The 19,565-nt window shown below is 73.6% G+C and carries 15 protein-coding genes, 1 rRNA gene and 1 pseudogene; 5 read left to right on the top strand and 12 right to left on the bottom strand.

The window, feature by feature from the left end:
• The first annotated feature begins 265 nt into the window (after positions 1-265).
• The 3 genes from OG299_RS29870 to OG299_RS29860 all read left to right on the top strand — a co-directional run bounded on the left by OG299_RS29870 (position 266) and on the right by OG299_RS29860 (position 5,309).
• Positions 266-2,119, top strand: coding sequence for a glycoside hydrolase family 15 protein (locus OG299_RS29870; RefSeq protein ID WP_327363145.1), 1,854 nt, complete (start codon positions 266-268; stop codon positions 2,117-2,119).
• A 168-nt stretch (positions 2,120-2,287) separates the two neighbouring features.
• Positions 2,288-3,667 carry an FAD-binding oxidoreductase gene (locus OG299_RS29865; RefSeq protein WP_327363144.1) on the top strand — a complete coding sequence of 460 codons (1,380 nt, stop codon included), beginning with the start codon at positions 2,288-2,290 and terminating at the stop codon, positions 3,665-3,667.
• Positions 3,668-3,689: 22 nt separating this feature from the next.
• Positions 3,690-5,309 carry a PucR family transcriptional regulator gene (locus OG299_RS29860; protein WP_266630597.1) on the top strand — a complete coding sequence of 540 codons (1,620 nt, stop codon included), beginning with the start codon at positions 3,690-3,692 and terminating at the stop codon, positions 5,307-5,309.
• Between the two features lie 287 nt (positions 5,310-5,596).
• Here the strand turns inward: OG299_RS29860 and OG299_RS29855 are convergent, their stop codons facing one another.
• From OG299_RS29855 to OG299_RS29835, 5 genes are all read right to left on the bottom strand, one after another.
• Entirely contained in the window at positions 5,597-6,718 is a 1,122-nt protein-coding gene (locus tag OG299_RS29855) for a glycosyltransferase family 4 protein (protein ID WP_327363143.1), read from the bottom strand.
• Between the two features lie 251 nt (positions 6,719-6,969).
• Positions 6,970-8,688 carry a DNA repair protein RecN gene (gene recN, locus OG299_RS29850; RefSeq protein WP_266633655.1) on the bottom strand — a complete coding sequence of 573 codons (1,719 nt, stop codon included), beginning with the start codon at positions 8,686-8,688 and terminating at the stop codon, positions 6,970-6,972.
• A gap of 97 nt (positions 8,689-8,785) precedes the next feature.
• Positions 8,786-9,748 (bottom strand): NAD kinase, encoded by a 963-nt coding sequence (locus tag OG299_RS29845; protein WP_266630593.1) that lies wholly within the window; start codon positions 9,746-9,748, stop codon positions 8,786-8,788.
• Positions 9,745-10,560 (bottom strand): TlyA family RNA methyltransferase, encoded by an 816-nt coding sequence (locus OG299_RS29840; protein WP_266630591.1) that lies wholly within the window; start codon positions 10,558-10,560, stop codon positions 9,745-9,747. Before OG299_RS29840 ends, OG299_RS29845 begins: the two co-directional genes overlap by 4 nt.
• Positions 10,561-10,567: 7 nt before the next feature.
• On the bottom strand, positions 10,568-10,897 hold the full coding sequence (locus OG299_RS29835; protein ID WP_266630589.1) for a hypothetical protein: 330 nt from the start codon (positions 10,895-10,897) through the stop codon (positions 10,568-10,570).
• A 65-nt stretch (positions 10,898-10,962) separates the two neighbouring features.
• Here OG299_RS29835 and OG299_RS29830 point away from each other — a divergent pair, with 65 nt between their 5' ends.
• Complete coding sequence (locus OG299_RS29830; protein ID WP_266630587.1) at positions 10,963-11,310, top strand: SCP2 sterol-binding domain-containing protein; 348 nt, start codon at positions 10,963-10,965, stop codon at positions 11,308-11,310.
• On the opposite strand, the gene OG299_RS29825 is transcribed toward OG299_RS29830, so the two are convergent.
• The 4 genes from OG299_RS29825 to OG299_RS29810 all read right to left on the bottom strand — a co-directional run bounded on the left by OG299_RS29825 (position 11,294) and on the right by OG299_RS29810 (position 15,332).
• Entirely contained in the window at positions 11,294-12,157 is an 864-nt protein-coding gene (locus OG299_RS29825; protein WP_266630585.1) for an ABC transporter ATP-binding protein, read from the bottom strand. The two genes, OG299_RS29830 and OG299_RS29825, sit on opposite strands and share 17 nt — an antisense overlap.
• The gene (locus OG299_RS29820; RefSeq protein ID WP_266633653.1) at positions 12,154-13,143 is read right to left on the bottom strand and encodes a FecCD family ABC transporter permease; all 990 of its coding nucleotides are present in this window, start codon (positions 13,141-13,143) and stop codon (positions 12,154-12,156) included. The genes OG299_RS29825 and OG299_RS29820 overlap by 4 nt, the downstream gene beginning before the upstream one ends.
• A 68-nt stretch (positions 13,144-13,211) precedes the next feature.
• A complete protein-coding gene (locus OG299_RS29815; RefSeq protein WP_442817542.1) occupies positions 13,212-14,258 on the bottom strand; it encodes a FecCD family ABC transporter permease in 1,047 nt (348 codons plus the stop codon).
• Positions 14,259-14,300: 42 nt separating this feature from the next.
• Positions 14,301-15,332, bottom strand: coding sequence for an HAD hydrolase-like protein (locus OG299_RS29810; RefSeq protein ID WP_327363140.1), 1,032 nt, complete (start codon positions 15,330-15,332; stop codon positions 14,301-14,303).
• A gap of 108 nt (positions 15,333-15,440) precedes the next feature.
• Between OG299_RS29810 and OG299_RS29805 the strand changes: the two genes are divergently transcribed.
• Positions 15,441-16,712: a DUF1015 family protein gene (locus OG299_RS29805; RefSeq protein WP_266630579.1), complete on the top strand. Its 1,272-nt coding sequence runs from the start codon at positions 15,441-15,443 to the stop codon at positions 16,710-16,712.
• 69 nt (positions 16,713-16,781) lie between these two features.
• On the opposite strand, the gene OG299_RS29800 is transcribed toward OG299_RS29805, so the two are convergent.
• The 3 genes and pseudogenes from OG299_RS29800 to rrf all read right to left on the bottom strand — a co-directional run bounded on the left by OG299_RS29800 (position 16,782) and on the right by rrf (position 19,512).
• Positions 16,782-17,597: a tetratricopeptide repeat protein gene (locus tag OG299_RS29800; protein ID WP_327364616.1), complete on the bottom strand. Its 816-nt coding sequence runs from the start codon at positions 17,595-17,597 to the stop codon at positions 16,782-16,784.
• Positions 17,598-17,738: 141 nt separating this feature from the next.
• Positions 17,739-19,289, bottom strand: a pseudogene (locus OG299_RS42810) (hypothetical protein); the annotation flags it as partial.
• A 106-nt stretch (positions 19,290-19,395) separates the two neighbouring features.
• A 5S ribosomal RNA gene (gene rrf, locus OG299_RS29790) occupies positions 19,396-19,512 on the bottom strand.
• Between the last annotated feature and the right edge of the window lie 53 nt (positions 19,513-19,565).

Raw genomic sequence — 19,565 nt, 5'->3', positions numbered from 1 at the left:
GCGCCGCTACGGGTGCTCGACCGAGCGCCACCGCCCGGCCCGCGGCCGGTCACGCCGCCGTTCGTGCTGGTCACCCGTCGGGTCACCCATTTGGTCGAGTCACATTGTCCCCCGGCTTCAGGAGATCACTAGGGTGCCGTCATATCCTGCTCGGATATCGCTTCACATCGCCGCCGAGCAGTCCGGCAGACGGCGTAACCCGGCCGCATCCGGAATCATGAGCTCAGTGCGGGGATCCACACCCACGGGACCGCGCAACCGCGCAATGCAAGCGCCCTTCGGGGCGGACGTGGCCGTTCGACTGGAGATCTACGTGTCCGGGCGCATCGAGGATTACGCACTGATCGGGGACATGCAGACCGCCGCGCTGGTCTGCCGGGACGGCTCGGTGGACTGGCTGTGTCTGCCACGTTTCGACTCCCATGCCGTCTTCGCGGGCCTTCTCGGCACCGAAGACCACGGCTTCTGGCGGATCGGCCCGGCGTTCCCGGGGGACGCCGGGGCCCCCGCCGCGACGCGCCGCCGCTACCAGGGCGATTCGCTGATCCTGGAATCGGAGTGGGAGACGCCGCGCGGCACGGTCCGCGTGATCGACTTCATGCCTCCCCGCGAGGACCACGCACCGCAGCTGGTGCGCATCGTCGAGGGCGTCAGCGGGCGCGTCCCGATGCGCTCCGCGCTGCGCATGCGGTTCAGCTACGGGCGGGTCGTGCCCTGGGTGCACAAGGTCGACGGGCGCACCGTCGCCGTCGCCGGCCCGGACTCGGTCTGGCTGGACACCGACGCGCAGACGTACGGCAAGGACCTGACGACGTACTCCGACTTCACCGTGGGCCCCGGCGACCGGAAGGCCTTCTGCATCAGCTGGCAGCCCTCCCACAAGGGCGCCCCGGAGACCCCCGACGCGCAGGAGGCCCTGGCGACGACCGCCGCGTTCTGGCGCGAGTGGGTCGACCACTGCACGTACCACGGCCCCTACCGCGAGGCCGTGATCCGCTCCCTGATCACCCTCAAGGCGCTCACGTACGGCCCCACCGGCGGCATCGTCGCCGCGCCCACCACCTCCCTCCCGGAGGAGATCGGCGGCGTCCGCAACTGGGACTACCGCTACACGTGGCTGCGCGACGCCGCCATCACCCTCTCCTCGCTGCTGCGCACCGGCTACCGCGAGGAGGCCCAGGCCTGGCGCGAGTGGCTGCTGCGCGCGGTCGCCGGCGACCCGGAGAACCTGCAGATCATGTACGGGATCGCGGGCGAACGGGAACTCGGCGAGACCGAGCTGGACTGGCTGCCCGGGTACGAGAACTCCCGCCCGGTCCGGGTCGGCAACGGCGCCGCGCACCAGCTCCAGCTGGACGTGTACGGCGAGGTCACCGAGGCCCTGCACCTGGGCCACATGACGGGCCTGGCGCGCAACGACTACGCCTCGGTGCTCCAGTTGAAGCTGATCCGCTACCTGGAGGCCCACTGGGACCAGCCGGACGAGGGCATCTGGGAGGTGCGCGGCCCGCGCCGCCACTTCGTGCACTCGAAGGTGATGGCCTGGGTGGCCGTGGACCGCACGATCAAGCTGATCGAGAGCGGGGACGCGGACGGCCCGCTGGACCGGTGGCGCGAACTGCGCGACGAGATCCACGAGGACGTGTGCGAGAAGGGCTACGACAAGGAGCGCAACACCTTCACCCAGTCGTACGGGTCGAAGGAGCTGGACGCCTCCCTGCTGCTGATCCCGCAGATGGGCTTCCTGCCGCCGGACGACAAGCGGGTCATCGGCACCATCGAGGCGATCCAGCGCGAACTGTCCACGCCCGACGGGTTCATCCTGCGCTACCCGACGACCGGCGAGGAGGCCGGCGTGGACGGGCTCGAGGGCGACGAGGGGGCCTTCCTGGCGTGCTCGTTCTGGATGGCCGACGACCTGGCGATGATCGGCCGTGTCGACGAGGCCCGCCACCTGTTCGAACGGCTGCTGTCGCTCCGCAACGACCTGGGGCTGCTGGCGGAGGAGTGGGACCCGCGCCTCCAGCGCCAGGTCGGCAACTTCCCGCAGGCGTTCAGCCACGTCCCCCTGATCGACACGGCCCTGCGCCTGACGGCGAGCGGGGCGTACGGGGGCTGAGGGTCCGCGGGCTGAGGGTCCGCGGGCTGAGGGTCCGGGGGCAGCGCCCCCGGCGACGCCCCCGGCGACGGCGCCGCAACGGCCGGCTCCGGCTCCGCCGCGCCCGGCGGCCGGCCCCCGCCTACGCTGGATAGGTCCTATGCCTCCTCCGGAAGGAGGGCCGCAGCCATGGCTCCCCATTCAAAGGCCGGCCAGGCCCTGGCCGCGCTCCGCGAGGATCTGGCCGGTGAGGTCTTCGCCCCCGACGATCCCGGGTACGACGAGGCCCGGACGGTCTTCAACGCGATGATCGACCGCAGGCCGGCCGTGATCGCCCGCTGCGAGAGCGAGGCGGACGTCGTCACGACCGTCCGTTTCGCCCGCGAGCTGGACCTGCCCGTCGCGGTCCGCGGCGGCGGGCACAGCGTCGCCGGGATGTCCCTCAACGACGGCGGCGTGGTCGTCGACATGCGCCGGATGCAGGAGGTCACCGTCCATCCCGCGGCGAAGGCCGTACGCGTCGGGGGCGGCGCGGTGATGAGCGTGCTGGACCGCGCCTGCCAGCCGTACGGGCTCGCCACGACCGGCGGCCGGGTCTCCACCACCGGAGCCACCGGCTTCGTCCTCGGCGGCGGCTCGGGCTGGCTGGACCGGAAGTTCGGGCTGGCCGTCGACAACCTGCTCGGCGTGGACCTGGTCACCGCCGACGGCGCCGCCGTGACGGCGACCGCACAGGACAACCCCGAGCTGTTCTGGGCCCTGCACGGCGGCGGCGGGAACTTCGGGGTCGCGACCTCGATCACGCTGCGCCTGCACGAGCTGCCGGAGTTCGCGATCTGCATGCTGCTGTACCCGCCCGAGGCCGGGCCCGAGGTGCTGCGCACCTACCGGGACCTCGTCGAGAAAGGCCCCGACGAGGTGGGCGGCGGCATGATCTACATGACCGCCCCGCCGGAGCCCTTCGTACCGGAACACCTCGTCGGAACGCTGATGGCGGGCGCGCTGCTCACGTACGCGGGCGGCGAGGAGGCGCTCCGGGGGCTCGCCGCGCCGCTGCTCGCGCTGCCGCACGAGGTGGAGGTGCTCACCGCCCTCCCGTACGCGGATTTCCAGTGCATGCTGGACGACCCGCCGGGCCTGCGGAACTACTGGTCCGCGGAGTACCTGACCGGCCTGCCGGACGAGCTCGTCGGCGTCTTCTGCGCCCTCGGTGACGTGATGCCGTCGGGCGGAACCCAGCACGTGCTGTTCCCGCTGGGCGGGGCCATCGCGGACGGGCCCTCCGAGTTCCCCGTTCCGTACCGGGACGCGCCCTGGGCCGTGCACCCGTTCGGCATCTGGGAGGACCCGGCCGACGACGAGCGGGCCGTCTCGTGGGTGAAGGACGTCCGCGCCCAGGTGCAGCGGTGGAGCACCGGCGCGGTCTACCTCAACTTCACCGGCGACGAGGGGTCCGAGCGCGTGGTGGCGGGTCTCGGCGCGGAGAATCTGGCCAGGCTGGGCGCGGTGAAGCGCGCGTACGACCCGGACAACGTGTTCCGCTTCAACCACAACATCAAGCCGGCCTGACCCCCTGATAGCGTCCCGCGACATGGACAACCAGGGCGGGATCACCGTTCAGCGGGCACTGGAGCTGCCCGGGCTGCGCAGCGGACTGCCGGAGGTGGTGGCCTGCGCCGACCGCCTGGGCCGGACCGTCCGCTGGGTGCACGCGGGCGAGGTGCCGAACATCGCGTCCCTGCTCAAGGGCGGGGAGCTGCTGCTGACCACGGGGCTGGGCCTCGGCACCCGGCCGGCCGAGCAGCGTGCCTTCGTACGGCGCCTCGCGGACCGGGGGATCGCCGCGCTGGTCGTCGAGCTGGGCCCGCGCTTCACCCGGCTCCCGGCGACGCTGGTCGAGACGGCGCGGACGGCCGGGCTCCCGCTCGTCCAGCTCCACCGCGAGGTCCCGTTCGTGGCGGTGACGGAGGAGATCCACACCGAGATCGTCAACCACCACTACGCGCTGCTCCAGCGGGCCGAGGAGGTCCACCGGCGCTGCACGGAGGCCCTGCTCAGCGGCGGCGGCATACCCCAAGTCCTGCACATCCTGGCCGACTTCACGGGCAATCCGGTGTTCCTGGAGACCACCGACGGCCAACTCCTGTACGCGGCGGGCCCGGTCTCCGGGGAGGCCGCGGCGGACCCGCTCCAGGTCTGGGAGGGCCTGCGCGGCCAGCGCGAGGCGCAGCCGTCGGCGAACGCGGTCCTGATCGACGTCCCCGGCGGCGGCCACGGCACGGGCTCGGTGCGCGCACGGGTGGTCCTGCTGGGCGTGTCGGCGCCGCTGCTGCCCGTCCACCGGATGGCGGCGGAGCGGACGGCGGGCGTACTGGCCGTGGTCCTGATGCAGGCCCGCCAGGAGGACGAACTGGCGGCGCGCGGCCGCGGGGACTTCCTGACGGACCTGGCGGAGGGCCGCATCTCGGCGGAGGACGCCCCGGCGCAGGCCCGCGTACTCGGCTTCAAACCGGGGGCCGGCCCGCTCCTGCCGGTGGTGATGCGCCTGTCCTCGGACCTGGGCCCGTCGGGCAACTGGGCGGTCCTGGCCAGGGCCGTCCTGGAGGAACTGTCGTCAGTCGGCGTCCCGGTGCTCCTGGGCGTCCGCCCGGTGGAGGGCCGAGTACCGCTGCTGGTCTCGCTCCGCTCCGAGTCGGAGCGCACGACGGTGGCCGACCGGGTGGCGGCGGCGCTGCGGGCGGGCGTGGAACGGGCCGGCCTGGACCGCGCGGCGGCCCCGCCGGCGGTCGTCGTGGGCGTGGCCGGCGGCTGGGCGGCGGCCTCCTCGGGCCTGCGCCATGCCGCGGAAACGGCAACGGCGGCCCACGGCCTGCCCGCCCGCCCCTGGTACGACGCCCGCCGCCTGGACATCGACCTGCTCCTCTGGCGGCTGCGTGAACACCCCGACCTGGCGGCGTTCGTGGACCGCGCGATCGGCGCACTCCGCACCCACGACACGACGTCCCGCCCCCCGCTCCTGCCCACCCTGGAGACGTACCTGGCCCACGCGGGCCGCAAGGCGGAGACGGCGCGCGAGCTCCACCTCAACCGCCAGACCCTGTACAACCGCCTGGGCCGCATCTCGGAGCTCCTGGGCACGGACCTGGACGACCCGGAGACGGTCCTCTCTCTGAGCCTGGCCCTCCGCGCCCGCCGCCACACTCCTTCTTGACGCGCCGCTCGCGCGGCTCGGCCCTGGCGGGCCTCTCCTTTTTGACGCTCCCCTCGCACGACTCGGCCCTGGCGGGCAGCGGGCCCGCACCTGTCCGCCGGCATCGGCCAAGTCCAGCCCCGCCGGCGTTTGAGGCGCGGGGTCTGGGGCGGAGCCCCAGAAGGCCGGGCGCAGCCCGGGTCGCCTGCGCAACGGCGCCCCAGCCGCACACCTGGCTCCGGGCAGCTCCAAGGCACGGGGATCCGGGGGCCGGGCCCCCGGCAGCTCCAGCCTCGCCGGCGGTCGGGTCAGGGGCGGCGGCGGTCCATCAGTTCGTCGTAGACCGACAGGATCTGGGCCACCGTGTCGTCCTCCGACGGCCACGTCGCCGCCTGGGCTCGGCCCGCCGCCGCCAGTGCCTCGCGCCGGGGCGGATCCGTCAGGAGGTCCGTCACCGCCGAGGCCAGTGCGGCCGCGTCCCCGTACGGCACCAGGACGCCCGCCTCCCCGACCAGCTCCGGCACGCCGCCGACCGCCGTCGCGACCAGCGGTACGCCCACCCGCAGTGCCTCCTGCACCAGCAGGGACCGCGCCTCCCACCGGCTCGGCAGCACCGCCACGTCCGCCGCCGCCAGCAACTGCGCCGCATCCCGGCGCCGCCCCAGCAGCCGTACGGGCAGTCCTTCGGCCTCGATCCGCCGGGCCAGCTCGGCCCGCTGCGGGCCCTCCCCCGCGATCACCACCAGCGGCAGCGGCTCCAGCACCCGCCACGCCCGCGCCGCGTCCAGCAGTACGGAGTACCCCCGGCGTTCCACCAGGCTGCCGACCGCGATCAGCAACGGCCGCTCCACCGCCCCCAGTTCCGCCCGCACCTTGCCCGGGTCCGCCCCGGTGTCCGCGCCCGCCGGGCCCATCGGCACGGCCACCGGCGCCAGCCGCGCATCCCGCGCGCCCCGCGCCCGGGCCAGGTCCACCTGGTCCGAGGAGGCGCCCAGCACCACCGCCGCGGCCCGCGCCACATGCCGCTCCAGCACCCGGCCCAGCCGCCCGAAGGGCCCCTCGGCCGCCGGCCCGCCTCTGTGCCAGGTCACCACCAGCGGCACCCGGCGCCCGCGCAGCGCCAGCGCGGCCCGCATCCCGGCCCGCACTCCGTGCGCGTGCACCACGTCCGCCCCGGCGCACACGGCCCGCAGCGCACTCGCCGCGTCCGTGGTGAACTGCGCCCCGGCCCCGGTGAAGTCGTACTCTCCCTCCGCCTCCACGGGCGCGCACACCGTGACCCCGACCCCGCGGGCGGCGAGCCCGGTCGTCAGCGACCGTACGTGCGCGCTGCTGCCCGCGCCCGCACCGCCGAGTACTTGGACGGTGCGCAGCGGCGGCCGCCCGTACGGCTGTGCGGGGACCGGGATCGAGACCGGGGAGCTGCTCACGGGCCGAAGCTCCAGGGTGAGGGAGGCAGAGACGTCGCCCAGGATGCCAGTCCGCACGCGCGTTCCGGGACCATACGGGTAGGGATCCCGCAGGAGATACCGCGACACACCCCCGAGGCTCACCCACACGGCGTAGCGCCCGTCACCCCCGGGCACGTGCGAAGGGCCCGGGACGGGACCGTCCCGAGCCCTCATGAGCAACGGCAAGGGCAACGGCAAGGGCAACGGCAAGGGCAACAGCGCCGCAGTCGCTACGCGTCCGCGCGCGCCGCCGCCAGCAGTTCCTCGGCGTGCGCCCGCGCGGACACCGAGTCCTCGTGCCCCGCCAGCATGCGCGAGAGCTCGCGGACCCGGTCCTCGCCCTCCAGGACCTTGACCCCGCTCCGCGTCACCGACCCGTCGTTGGTCTTCTCGACCAGCAGCTGCCGGTCCGCGAAGGCCGCCACCTGCGGCAGGTGCGTGACGACCACGACCTGCGCCGACCTGGCCAGCTTCGCGAGCCGCCGCCCGACCTCGACGGCCGCCTTGCCGCCGACGCCCGCGTCGACCTCATCGAAGAGGTACGTCGGCACCGGGTCGGACCCCGCGAACACGACCTCCACCGCCAGCATCACGCGCGACAGCTCACCGCCCGAGGCGCCCTTGGCGATCGGCCGCGGCTGGGCGCCCGGGTGCGGGGCCAGCAGCAGTTCGACCTCGTCCGTACCCGAGGGCCCGTACGCGACCGGACGGCCGTCGACCTCCACCCCCTCGGGGTCCTCCACCTGCCGGATGTCGATCGTCACCCGCGCGTGCGGCATCGCCAGCGACGCCAGCTCCTCCGTGACGGCCGACGCGAACCGCGTCGCCGCCTCCACCCGCGCGTCCGTCAGCGCCTGTGCCAGCAGCGACAGTTCGGCCCGCAGCCCGTCCCGCTCGGCGGTCAGCTCGGTAATCCGCTCGTCGTCGCCGTCCAGCTCCAGCAGCCGCGCCGAACCCCGCTCGGCCCACTCCAGTACGGAGTCGATCGAGTCGCCGTACTTGCGCGTCAGCTGGGTCAGGGCCGCCCGCCGCTCCTCCACCGCGGCCAGCCGCAGCGGATCGGCGTCCAGGTCGTCGGCGTAGCCCGCCAGCTCCCCCGCCACGTCGGCCAGCAGGATCCCGAGCTCCCCGATCCGCTCCGCGAGCGCGCCGAGCGCCGGGTCGTGCGACCGTACGGCGTCCAGGGCCCGGTGCGCGCCGGCGACGAGCGCGTTCGCGTCGACGCCCTCCGGGTCCTCGACATGGCCGGCCAGCGCCGCGTGCGCGATCTGCGCCGCCGAAGCCAGCGATTCGGCGTGGCCGAGCCGTTCGGCCTCCGCCGCCAGCTCCACGTCCTCGCCGGCCAGCGGCTCCACGGCCGCGATCTCCTCGAGGCCGAAGCGCAGCAGGTCGGCCTCCTGGGCCCGTTCCCGGGCCCGGGTGGTGATCTCGTCGAGCTCGACGGCGACCGCGCGCAGCCGCCGGTAGGCGGCTGCGTACTTCTCCAGCGGTACGGCGACGGCATCGCCCGCGTACCGGTCGAGGGCCTGCCGCTGCCGGGCGGGCCGCAGCAGCCCCTGCTGGTCGGTCTGCCCGTGTACGGCGACCAGGTCGTCCGCGAGCTCGGCGAGCAGGCCGACGGGCACGGAGCGGCCGCCGACGTGGGCGCGCGAGCGCCCCTCGGCGGACACGGTCCGGCTGATCAGCAGGGTGCCGTCCTCGAGCTCGGCCCCGGCCTCCTCCGCGCGTACGGCGGCAGGCGCGCCGGGGCGCATGACGATGCGGCCCTCCACGACCGCCGCCTTGGCCCCGATCCGTACCAGGGCCGGGTCGGCGCGACCGCCGAGCAGCAGGCCGAGGCTGGTGACGACCATCGTCTTGCCCGCGCCGGTCTCGCCGGTCACCGCGGTGAAACCGGGCGACAGCTCGACCACCGCGTCGTCGATGACCCCGAGCGACCGTATCCGCATCTCCTCAAGCACGGGACGACGATACCGAGGTTTCACCGGTGCGATGTGACGTCACCCGTGGAGAGTTTCCCGAACGCATGTGCTATTGGGCGGGCTCCTAGTGGGGCGCCCCACGCCAGCCCGACACCGGCAGCGCGAACTTTGCGACCAGCCGGTCCGTGAACGAAGCGTGGTGCAGCCGGGCGAGCCGCACCGGCACCGCCCCCCGCCGGACCTCCACGCGGGCCCCGGCCGGCAGCTCCAGCATCCGGCGGCCGTCGCACCACAGCACCCCGTGCGGCACCCCCTGCTGGACCTCCACCGCCAGCACCGAGTCCGGCGAGGTCACCAGCGGCTTCGCGAACAGCGCGTGCGCGCTGATCGGCACCATCAGCAGCGCCTCCACCTCCGGCCAGACCACCGGCCCGCCGGCGGAGAAGGCGTACGCCGTCGAACCCGTCGGCGTCGCGCAGACGATCCCGTCGCAGCCGAAGCCCGACACCGGGCGCCCGTCGATCTCCAGGACCACCTCGAGCATCCGCTCGGGGGACACCTTCTGGACGGCGGCCTCGTTCAGCGCCCAGTCCCGGTGGACGACGTCGCCGTTCGTCCGTACGAGCACGTCGAGCGTCATCCGCTCCTCGACCTCGTACGCCCGCGTCACGACCCGGTCCACGACCTTGTCCAGGTCGTCCCGCTCGGCCTCCGCGAGGAAGCCCACCCGGCCCAGGTTCACGCCCAGCATCGGCACCCCGGAGCCGCGCGCGAACTCCGCGCCGCGCAGCAGGGTCCCGTCGCCGCCCAGCACGATGAGCAGCTCACAGCCCTCGAGCACCGCGGGGGTGCATTCGGAGACCAGCTCCACCTCGGGCGGCAGTGGCAGGTCCCGCGCCTCGTACTCCACGACCCGTACGCCCAGCCCGCTCTTGAGCAGGCCCTGCACGACCAGCTCGGCGCTGCGGATGGCCGCAGGCCGCCCCGTGTGCGCGAGCAGGAAGACGGTCCGCCCCGCCGTCGAACCAGACGTCTCCGATGAACCAGACGTCTCCGATGTACCCGGTGTATCCGCTGAATCAGTCACTGCGGCCCCTCCGCCACTGCACGGTCAACATCCGCCGGGTCGAGGGCCGGTGCCCCCGCCCGCAGCCACAGAAAGTACTCGACGTTCCCCGACGGACCCGGCAGCGGACTCGCCGTCACCCCGAGAACGCCGAGCCCCAGCTTCGCCGCGTGGGCCGCCACCTCGCGCACGGCCTCCGCGCGCAGCTCCGGGCTGCGCACGACGCCGCCGCTGCCGAGCCGGTCCTTGCCGACCTCGAACTGCGGCTTGACCATCAGCACCAGGTCCGCGTCCGGGGCGCAGCAGCGCACCAGCGCCGGCAGCACCAGGCCGATGGAGATGAAGGACAGGTCGCCGACGACGAGGTCGACGGGAACCCCGTCGAGCTGCTCGACCGTCAGCTCGCGGACGTTCGTACGGTCCTTGACGGTGACCCGGTCGTCGCTCTGCAGCGACCAGGCGAGCTGCCCGTAGCCGACGTCGACGGCCATGACGTGGGCCACGCCGGTGCGCAGCAGCACGTCGGTGAACCCGCCGGTGGAGGCGCCGGCGTCCAGCGCCCGGCGGCCCTCGACGGCCAGCCCCTGCGGCTGGAAGGCCGCGAGGGCGCCGGCCAGCTTGTGGCCGCCCCGGGAGACGTAGTCGGGGTCGCTGTCGTCCTTGAGGACCACCAGGGCCGCGCTGGTCTCGACCTGGGTGGCCGCCTTGGTCGCGGTGGCGCCGCCGACGGTCACGCGGCCCGCGGCGATCAGCTGGGCGGCGTGCTCGCGCGACCGGGCCATGCTGCGGCGTACCAGTTCGGCGTCCAGGCGGCGGCGTGCCACTCCTGCCACGTTCGGTTCAGCTCCTGTTTTCGTACGGTCCGGGGACGGGCGGTGCGTCCAGCGCGGTCAGCGCGTCGCGCAACCCCCTGTGTACATCCTCGTACACCGCGACGTGTCCGTCCGCCGTGAGGTGGTCGGCGTCGGCCAGCCGCTCCAGGTGCGCGTCGACCCCGCCATGGCCGGTGGGCGTGCGGACGAGGCCGAGGGGCTCGGGCCCGGCGGGCCCGAGCGCAGGCTCGGGAGCCGTCTCCCCGGATACGCCGGGCGCATCGGATGCACCCGCTGCGTCCGGAACATCCGATACGTCCGGTACGCTCGCCACCGCGTCGGCCAAGTCGTCGGTCATGCCCCGACGCTACCCCGAAGCGCCCGGGCGGCCGCGCACGGCTCTGCGGTACGGTCGAGATCACGATGGCTACGATCGATGAGTGCCGAGCCGCACTCGACCGACTCTCCGGCAACCTCGCACAGGCCGACGGCAGCGTGCGCGGCGCTGCCGCGCTGGACCGCTCCCTGAGCTGCCACATCACCGACCTGGACCAGACCTTCACCGGCCGCCTCGACGGCGGCCGGATCCGGGTCGACACGGTCTCCCCCGGCCCGCCCGCCGCCAAGGCCGAGATCCGGCTCGCGATGACCGGCGACGACCTGGTGGCGATGGTCGCGGGCGAGCTGAAGTTCGCCAAGGCCTGGGCCTCCGGCCGGGTCCGCCTGGAAGCCGGGTTCCGCGACCTGCTGCGCCTCAAGAACCTGCTGTAGTACCCGTCAACCGCGTGGCCAGTGGCCTCGGCTTGCGTGCTGCCGGGATCACCAGCGGCGTACCCGTCTCCGGGTCCTCGATGATCTGGCAGCGCAGCCCGAACACCTCCTCCACCAGCTCCGCCGTGACCACCTCGGCCGGCGGCCCCTCCGCGACGACCGTGCCGCCCCGCATCGCGATCAGGTGCGTGGCGTAGCGGGCCGCGTGGTTGAGGTCGTGCAGCACGGCCACCAGGGTCCGCCCCTGCGTCTCGTGCAGCTCCGCGCACAGGTCCAGCACGTCGATCTGGTGCTGGATGTCCAGGTACGTGGTCGGCTCGTCCAGCAGCAGCAGCGGCGTCTGCTGCGCCAGCGCCATCGCGATCCACACGCGCTGCCGCTGCCCGCCCGACAGCTCGTCCACCGACCGGTCCGCGAGCTCGGCGACCCCGGTCGAGGCCATCGACTCGAGGACGATCCGCTCGTCCTCCTGCGACCACTGCCGCAGCAGCCCCTGGTGCGGGTACCGGCCCCGCGAGACCAGGTCGGCGACGGTGATCCCGTCCGGCGCGATCGAGGACTGCGGCAGCAGGCCCAGCGTCTTGGCGACCTTCTTGGCGGGCATCGACCCGATGGCCTGCCCGTCCAGCAGCACCTGCCCGGCGGACGGCTTCAGCATCCGCGACAGGGCCCGCAGCAGCGTGGACTTGCCGCAGGCGTTGGGGCCGACGATCACGGTGAAGGAGTGGTCGGGGATCTCCACCGACAGGTTCTCGGCGATGACCCGCTGCTCGTAGCCGAGGGTCACGTTCTGCGCGGTCAGCCGCTGCACCTGCGTACTCCTTGAGTTGCTCTTGTCCGTGCTCATATACGTCCCGCCCTGCGCTCGGTGACGAGCAGCCAGAGCAGGTAGACACCGCCGACCAGCCCGGTCACCACACCCACCGGCAGCTGGTCGGCGCCGAAGGCGCGCTGCGAGGCCCAGTCGGACACGAGCAGCAGGACGGAGCCCATCAGCGCGCCGGTGAGCAGGTTCGACCCGGGCGAGCGGGTCAGGCGCCGGGCCAGCTGGGGCGCGGCCAGGGCGACGAAGGAGATGGGTCCGGCGGCCGCGGCGGCCGCGGTGGTCAGCAGGACCGCCGCCAGCATCAGCAGCATCCGCGTACGTTCCACCCGTACCCCGAGGGCGTACGCGGCGTCGTCGCCCATCTCCATCATCCGCAGGGCCCGGCCCTGCCCGAGGACCAGCGGGAACAGCACCGCGCAGGTCCCCAGCAGGGGCCAGACCTGGCTCCAGTCCCGGCCGGCGAGCGAGCCGGTCAGCCAGACCATCGCCCGGGTGGCCTCGACGAGCTGGGCCTTGGTCAGCAGGTAGTTGATGACGGCGACGAGCATCGAGGAGGCGCCGATGCCGACCAGCACCAGACGGTAGCCGTGGATGCCGCGCCTGTACGACAGCAGGTAGACGAGCACGCCGGTGAGCAGCCCGCCCACCAGCGCGCCCGCCGCCACCTCGGTCGCGCCGCCCTTGAACAGGACGATCACGGTGAGCGCGCCGACCGCCGAGCCGTAGCTGAAGCCGAGCAGGTCCGGGGAGCCGAGCGGGTTGCGGGAGACGGACTGGAAGACCGAGCCGGCCATGCCGAGGGCGGCGCCGACCAGCAGGGCGACCAGGACCCGCGGCAGCCGCAGGTCGTTGACGATGAAGTCGTGCGCCGGTGTGCCGTTGCCCAGCAGGGTCTGTACGACGTCCCACGGCGCGATCTCGAAGTCGCCGGTGCCGATGAGCACGACGCCCATCGCCAGCGCGGCCACGGTGAGCAGCAGCCCGACCGCCAGCGCACGCGGCTCCATCCGCAGGGACAGCCCGCCGGGGCCGCGCAGGGGGCGGGAGCCGGGCTTGTCCGCCCGAAGGTCGACGGTCACAGCTGGGCCATCCTCTTGCGCCGGACGAGGTAGATGAAGACGGGTCCGCCGATCAGCGCGGTGACGATGCCGACCTGGAGCTCGGCGGGCCGGGTGACGACCCGGCCGATGACGTCCGCTCCCAGCAGCAGCACCGGTGAGAGGACCGCCGAGTAGGCGAGCACCCACCGCATGTCGGGCCCGGTGATGATGCGCACCAGGTGCGGGATCATCAGCCCGATGAAGACGATCGGCCCGCAGGCGGCGGTCGCCGCGCCGCACAGCAGGGTGATGGCGAGCATGGCGCCGATCCGGGTCCGCGTCAGGTGGGCGCCCAGCGCCCGCGCGGTGTCGTCGCCCATGGCCATCGCGTTGAGCGGCCGGCCCAGCGACAGCGCGATCACGGCGCCCACCAGCAGGAAGGGCGCGACCTGCCGGACGGTGTCCATGTTCGCGGAGGCCAGCGAGCCCACGGTCCAAAAGCGCAGCTTGTCCAGCGCCTTGCTGTCCATCAGCTGCACGGCGTTGATGTAGCCGACCAGGGCCGCGCTGGCCGCCGTACCGGCGAGCGCGAGGCGCACCGGCGTCGCGCTGCGGCTGCCGCCGAGCACGTAGACCACGACGGAGACGACGGCGGCGCCGAGGAAGGCCCACCACACGAACGCGCTGAGCGAGGAGGCTCCGAGGAAGGTGATCGCCGAGACCACGGCGGCCGCGGCGCCCGCGTTGACGCCGAGGATGCCCGGCTCGGCCAGCGGATTGCGGGTCAGCGCCTGCATCACCGCACCGGAGAGGCCGAGCCCGAGCCCGACCATCAGCCCTAGGAGGGTGCGCGGGACCCGCAGATCGCCCACCACCACGTCGGAGGGCGTCCCCGCGTAGTGGAACAGGCCGTGCCAGACCTGGTCGAGGGGCATCTGCTTGGCGCCCACGGCGATGCTCGCCACCGCGATCAACGCCAGCACCGCAAGGGCGCCGAGCAGACCGGCGGCGCGCGCCGCATGGCGCGGGCGGATGGCGGCGACCGGCGCCGCGCTCTGTTCGGGGGGACTCTCGACCAACACGGAGGTTAGGTTAGCCTACCCTCCGCCTGATCTTCGATCCGCCTACAGCCCGATCCGGGCCAGCGCCTTCCCCGCGTCCAGCGCGCACGAGCCGTCCCCCGCCTGCGTCCATGCCGCCGCGCACAGCGCACGCAGCCCGTCGACCGGATCGCCCTCGCCCCGCAGCTCCACTGCGCCCGCCGCGGCCACCGCGGTCCAACCCCCGCAGCGGAAGCCCTCCCCGGCCGCCACGACCTCCGGCTGGCCCGTCAGCAGCCCGCGCAGATCCCGGTCCACGTACGTCGGCCGGTGCCGCGGCTCGGCGCGCAGCAGCTGCGCCGCGTCCGTCACCCCGGTCAGCACCAGCAGCGAGTCCACCTCCCCGTTGAAGGCCCCCTCGATGTCCGTGTCCAGCCGGTCCCCGACCACCAGCGGGTGCTGCGCCCCGGTCCGCAGCACCGTCTCCCGGTGCATCGGGGGCAGCGGCTTCCCCGCCACCTGCGGCTCCGCGCCCGTGGCGATCCGTACGACCTCCACCGCGGCCCCGTTCCCGGGCCCGATCCCGCGCGCCCCCGGAATCGTCAGATCCGTGTTCGACGCGTACCACGGCACCCCGCGGTGGATCGCGTACGAGGCCTCCGCGAACCGCGACCACGGCAGATCCGGGCCCCCGTACCCCTGGACGACCGCCGCGAGGCCCTCCTCGTCGGCGGACTCCACCGGCACCAGCCCCCGCTCGCGCAGCGCGACCCGCAGCCCCTCGCCGCCGATCACCAGCACCTTCGCCCCCGGCTCCACCTGCTCCGAGATCAGCCGGGCCACGGCCTGCGCCGAGGTGATCACCTCGCCGGCCTCGGTCGGGATCCCCAGCTCGCCCAGGTGCTCGGCAACCGCGTCGGGAGTGCGCAGCGCGTTGTTCGTGACGTACGCGAGGTGCATCCCGCCCGCCCGGGCCGCGCCGAGGGACTGGGCCGCGTACGCGATGGCCTCGCCGCCCGCGTACACGACGCCGTCCAGGTCCAGCAGGGCCGTGTCGTACGCCTGGTGCAGGCTGCGCTCGCTGCCCGCCGGACTCGTCCTGCTCTGCCGGGTCATCCTGTCGGCTCCCTGTCCGTTCGGTCCTCGATAGACCTCGTTGCATTTGCGCCGAGGTCTTCCTCACCCGATCATCCCGCATCGCGAGACGCGTCTTACCATGCACCAATGACCACATCTGGTACCGCGGACGACGGGCTGCGCCTGATCCCCTTCCATGGACTGCGCTACGTCCCGGAGCGTGTCGGCAGCCTGGCCGCCGTCACCTCACCGCCGTACGACGTGGTCGTACGCCCCGACGGCGTCGACCACCTCGAGTCCGCCGACCCGCACAACATCGTCCGCCTGATCCTTCCGCAGGCCGACACCCCTGCCGCGCGCAACGAACAGGCCGCGCGCACCCTGCACGACTGGCTCGCCAAGGGCATCCTCAGCACCGACCCCGAGCCGGCGCTCTACGTCTACGAGCAGCGCAAGGGCGGCCTGCTCCAGCGCGGCGTCATCGGCGCCCTCGCCCTCACGCAGCCCGACGCGGGCATCGTGCTCCCGCACGAGGACGTCATGCCGGACGTGGTCACCGACCGGGCCGGCCTGATGCGTGCTGCGTCGGCCAATCTCGAGCCCCTCCTCCTCACCTACCGCGGCGACGATCCCGCGGCCGGGGCGGCGGAGGTCGTCGAGCGGACCGCCGGGGGCCCGCCCCTGCTGGCCACCACCACCGAGGACGGCTTCCGGCACCGGCTCTGGGCCATCACCGACCCCGCCGACCTGGCCGCCGTCACCGCCGACCTGGGCCACCGCCAGGCCCTCATCGCCGACGGACACCACCGCTGGGCGACGTACCTGCGCCTCCAGGAGGAGCACCAGTCCCCCACCGCATGGGACTTCGGCCTCGTCCTCCTCGTCGACACGGCCCGCTACCCGCTCCAGGTCCGCGCGATCCACCGGATGCTGCGCCGCCTCCCGCTCGCGGACGCCCTGGCCGCCGTGGAAGGCCGCTTCCGGGTCCGCCCGGTCGAGGGCCCGCTGCCGCTCGCCCTGGAGGCCCTCGCCGACGCCGCGGAGCGCGGCAACGCCTTCCTGCTGACCGGCGACGGGACCTTCCGCCTGGTCACCGACCCGGACCTGGACCTCCTCGAGCGCACCGTACGCCGCGACCGCCCCGAGGCCTGGCGCCGGCTGGACGCGACCGTCCTGCACGCGACGCTGCTCGACGCCCTGTGGCAGATCCCCGACACCCCGGACCAGATCACGTACATCCACGACGCGGCGGCCACCGTCGCCATGGCCGAGCGCCACGGCGGCACCGCGGTCCTGCTGCACCCCGTACGGGAGGAAGTCGTCCGGGACCTGGCCCGCCAGGGCGTCACCATGCCCCGCAAGTCCACCTCCTTCGGCCCGAAGCCGGCCACCGGCCTGGTGCTGCGCAGCCTGGACTGACCCCGGACGCGAAAAAGGGCGGTACCCCCGGAGGGGTACCGCCCTTTCTCAATCGAGCCGGTTCAGCACTCAGCCCTTGTCGAGGGGGTGGCCCTCGTCGTCCCGGTCCTCGTCCTCGACGACGACGATCTCGTCGGTGACGTCGACGTCGGCATCCGCTTCGGACCGCTCGAGGGGCTCGTACTCCTCGTCGTCCTCGTCGTAGTACTCGGCCTGGTCGGACGCGCGCTCGGCGGCGGCCACCTCGGCGTCGTCCTGCTCGTCGTCCTCGTCGGCCTCGTCGGCCTCGTCGTCGATCTCGTCCGGCTCATCGCCGACGAGCGCGTCGACGAACTCGACCCCGTCCAGCTCGGCGAGCCGGTCGGAGGCGTCCATCGCGCCGTCCTTGTCCGCCTCGACCGTCTTGGCGAACCACTCGCGCGCCTCGTCCTCACGACCGGCCGCCAGCAGGGCGTCGGCGTAGGCGTACCGCAGACGCGCGGTCCACGGCTGGATGGAGTGGGAGGCCAGCTCCGGGCTCTGCAGGGTCACGATGGCGGCTTCGAGCTGCCCCATGTCGCGCCGCGCACCGGCGGCGACCAGGCGCATCTCGACCTGGCCGGCCTTGTCCAGCTTCTGCACCTCGGGCTCGCCGGCCATGGCCAGCGCGCGCTCGGGGCGGCCGAGGCCGCGCTCGCAGTCGGCCATGACGGGCCACAGCTCGACGGATCCGGTCATGCGCTTGGCGGCGCGGAACTCCGCGAGCGCCTCGCTGTACTTCGTCGTGGCGTACGCGGCGAAGCCGGCGGCCTCGCGCACGGCGGCGACACGGGAGGCCAGGCGCAGGGCGATGCGCGAGTACGCGTACGCCTGCTCCGGGTCCTCGTCGATCAGGCGGGCGACCATGACGAGGTTCTTGGAAACCTCTTCGGCCAGGCCCTTGGGCAGGCTCAGGAGCTCCTGGCGGACATCGGCGTCGATCTCGAGACCGGTGACGTCCTCGTCGATCGGAAGCCGCTTGACCGGGTCGCGGTCGCGGTCCGCACGGTAGTCGCGGTCACCGCCGCGGTCGTCACGGCCGCCACGGTAGCCACCGCGGTCGCCGCCACGGTCATCGCGGCCGCGGAACCCGCCGCGGTCGCCACCGCGGTCGTCGCGGCGCGGGTAGGACGGGCGGTCGCCACTGCGGTCGTCACGACCGCCACGGAAACCACCGCGGTCGTCATCACGACGCGGGTACGAGGGACGCCCACCACGGTCGTCTTCACGACGCGGGTAGGACGGACGGTCGCCACCGCGGTCGTCACGACGGAAACCGCCGCCACCGCCGCCGGAGGGACGCTCGCCACGGTCGTCACGGCGCGGGTAGGACGGGCGGTCGCCACTGCGGTCGTCACGACCGCCACGGAAACCACCGCGGTCGTCATCACGACGCGGGTAGGACGGACGCGCACCACGGTCGTCATCACGACGCGGGTACGAGGGCCGCTCGCCACGGTCGTCGCGACGGAAGCCGCCGCCGGCCGGGCGGTCACCACGGTCGTCACGACGCGGGTAGCTCGGACGGTCGCCACCGCGGTCGTCGCGGCGCGGGTAGGACGGGCGGTCGCCACCGCGGTCGTCACGACCGCCACGGAAACCACCACGGTCGTCATCACGACGCGGGAAGCTCGGACGGTCGCCACCGCGGTCGTCGCGACGGAAACCGCCGCCGGCCGGGCGGTCACCACGGTCGTCACGACGCGGGTAGCTCGGACGGTCGCCGCCACGGTCGTCACGACGCGGGTACGACGGACGGTCCTCGCGGCCGCGGAAGCCGCCGCCGGTCGGGCGGTCGCCCCGGTCGTCACGGCGGAAGCCGCCGCCGGAGGGACGCTCGCCACGGTCATCGCGGCGCGGGTAGGACGGACGGTCGCCGCCACGGTCGTCGCGACGGAAACCGCCGCCACCGCCGGCGCCACCGGTCGGCCGGCCACCGCGGTCGTCGTCGCGGCGCGGGTACGAGGGACGCCCACCGCGGTCGTCATCACGACGCGGGAAGCTCGGACGGTCGCCACCACGGTCGTCGCGACGGAAACCGCCGCCACCGCCGCCGGAGGGACGCTCGCCACGGTCATCGCGGCGCGGGTAGGACGGACGGTCGCCGCCACGGTCGTCGCGACGGAAACCGCCGCCACCGCCGGCGCCACCGGTCGGCCGGCCACCGCGGTCGTCGTCGCGGCGCGGGTACGAGGGACGCCCACCGCGGTCGTCATCACGACGCGGGTAGGACGGACGGTCGCCACCACGGTCGTCGCGACGGAAACCGCCGCCACCGCCGCCGGAGGGACGCTCGCCACGGTCATCGCGGCGCGGGTAGGACGGACGGTCGCCGCCACGGTCGTCGCGACGGAAACCGCCGCCGCCGCCGGCGCCACCGGTCGGCCGGCCACCGCGGTCGTCGCGGCGGAAGCCGCCACGGTCACCGCCACGGTCGTCACGGCCCCCGCGGTAGCCGCCCCTGTCACCGCCGTCGTTGCGACGAGGCTCGCGCTCCGGACGATCGTCGGGAGAGTTGGACATGGGTGTGACTCCTGTCTTCGGGGTACCGCTAGTCATTCTCGCGCAACCAACCCATGGCCGCGCTTCGGCGTAAAAAGGTGAAAAACAAAAAAGGACCCTTGGTCCAGCGTTGAACGCTGGACCAAGGGTCCTTTGAAAGATTGTTCGGCGGCGTCCTACTCTCCCACAGGGTCCCCCCTGCAGTACCATCGGCGCTGAAAGGCTTAGCTTCCGGGTTCGGAATGTAACCGGGCGTTTCCCTAACGCTATGACCACCGAAACCCTATCGGTTTCGAGCGAACAAGCACACTTTGTAGTTATGTTCTAGCTCTA

This window comes from Streptomyces sp. NBC_01296 (genome assembly GCF_035984415.1).
GTDB lineage: Bacteria > Actinomycetota > Actinomycetes > Streptomycetales > Streptomycetaceae > Streptomyces.
The sequence above is the reverse complement of the archived record's forward strand: the minus strand, read 5'-3'. Positions and strand labels throughout refer to the sequence as shown.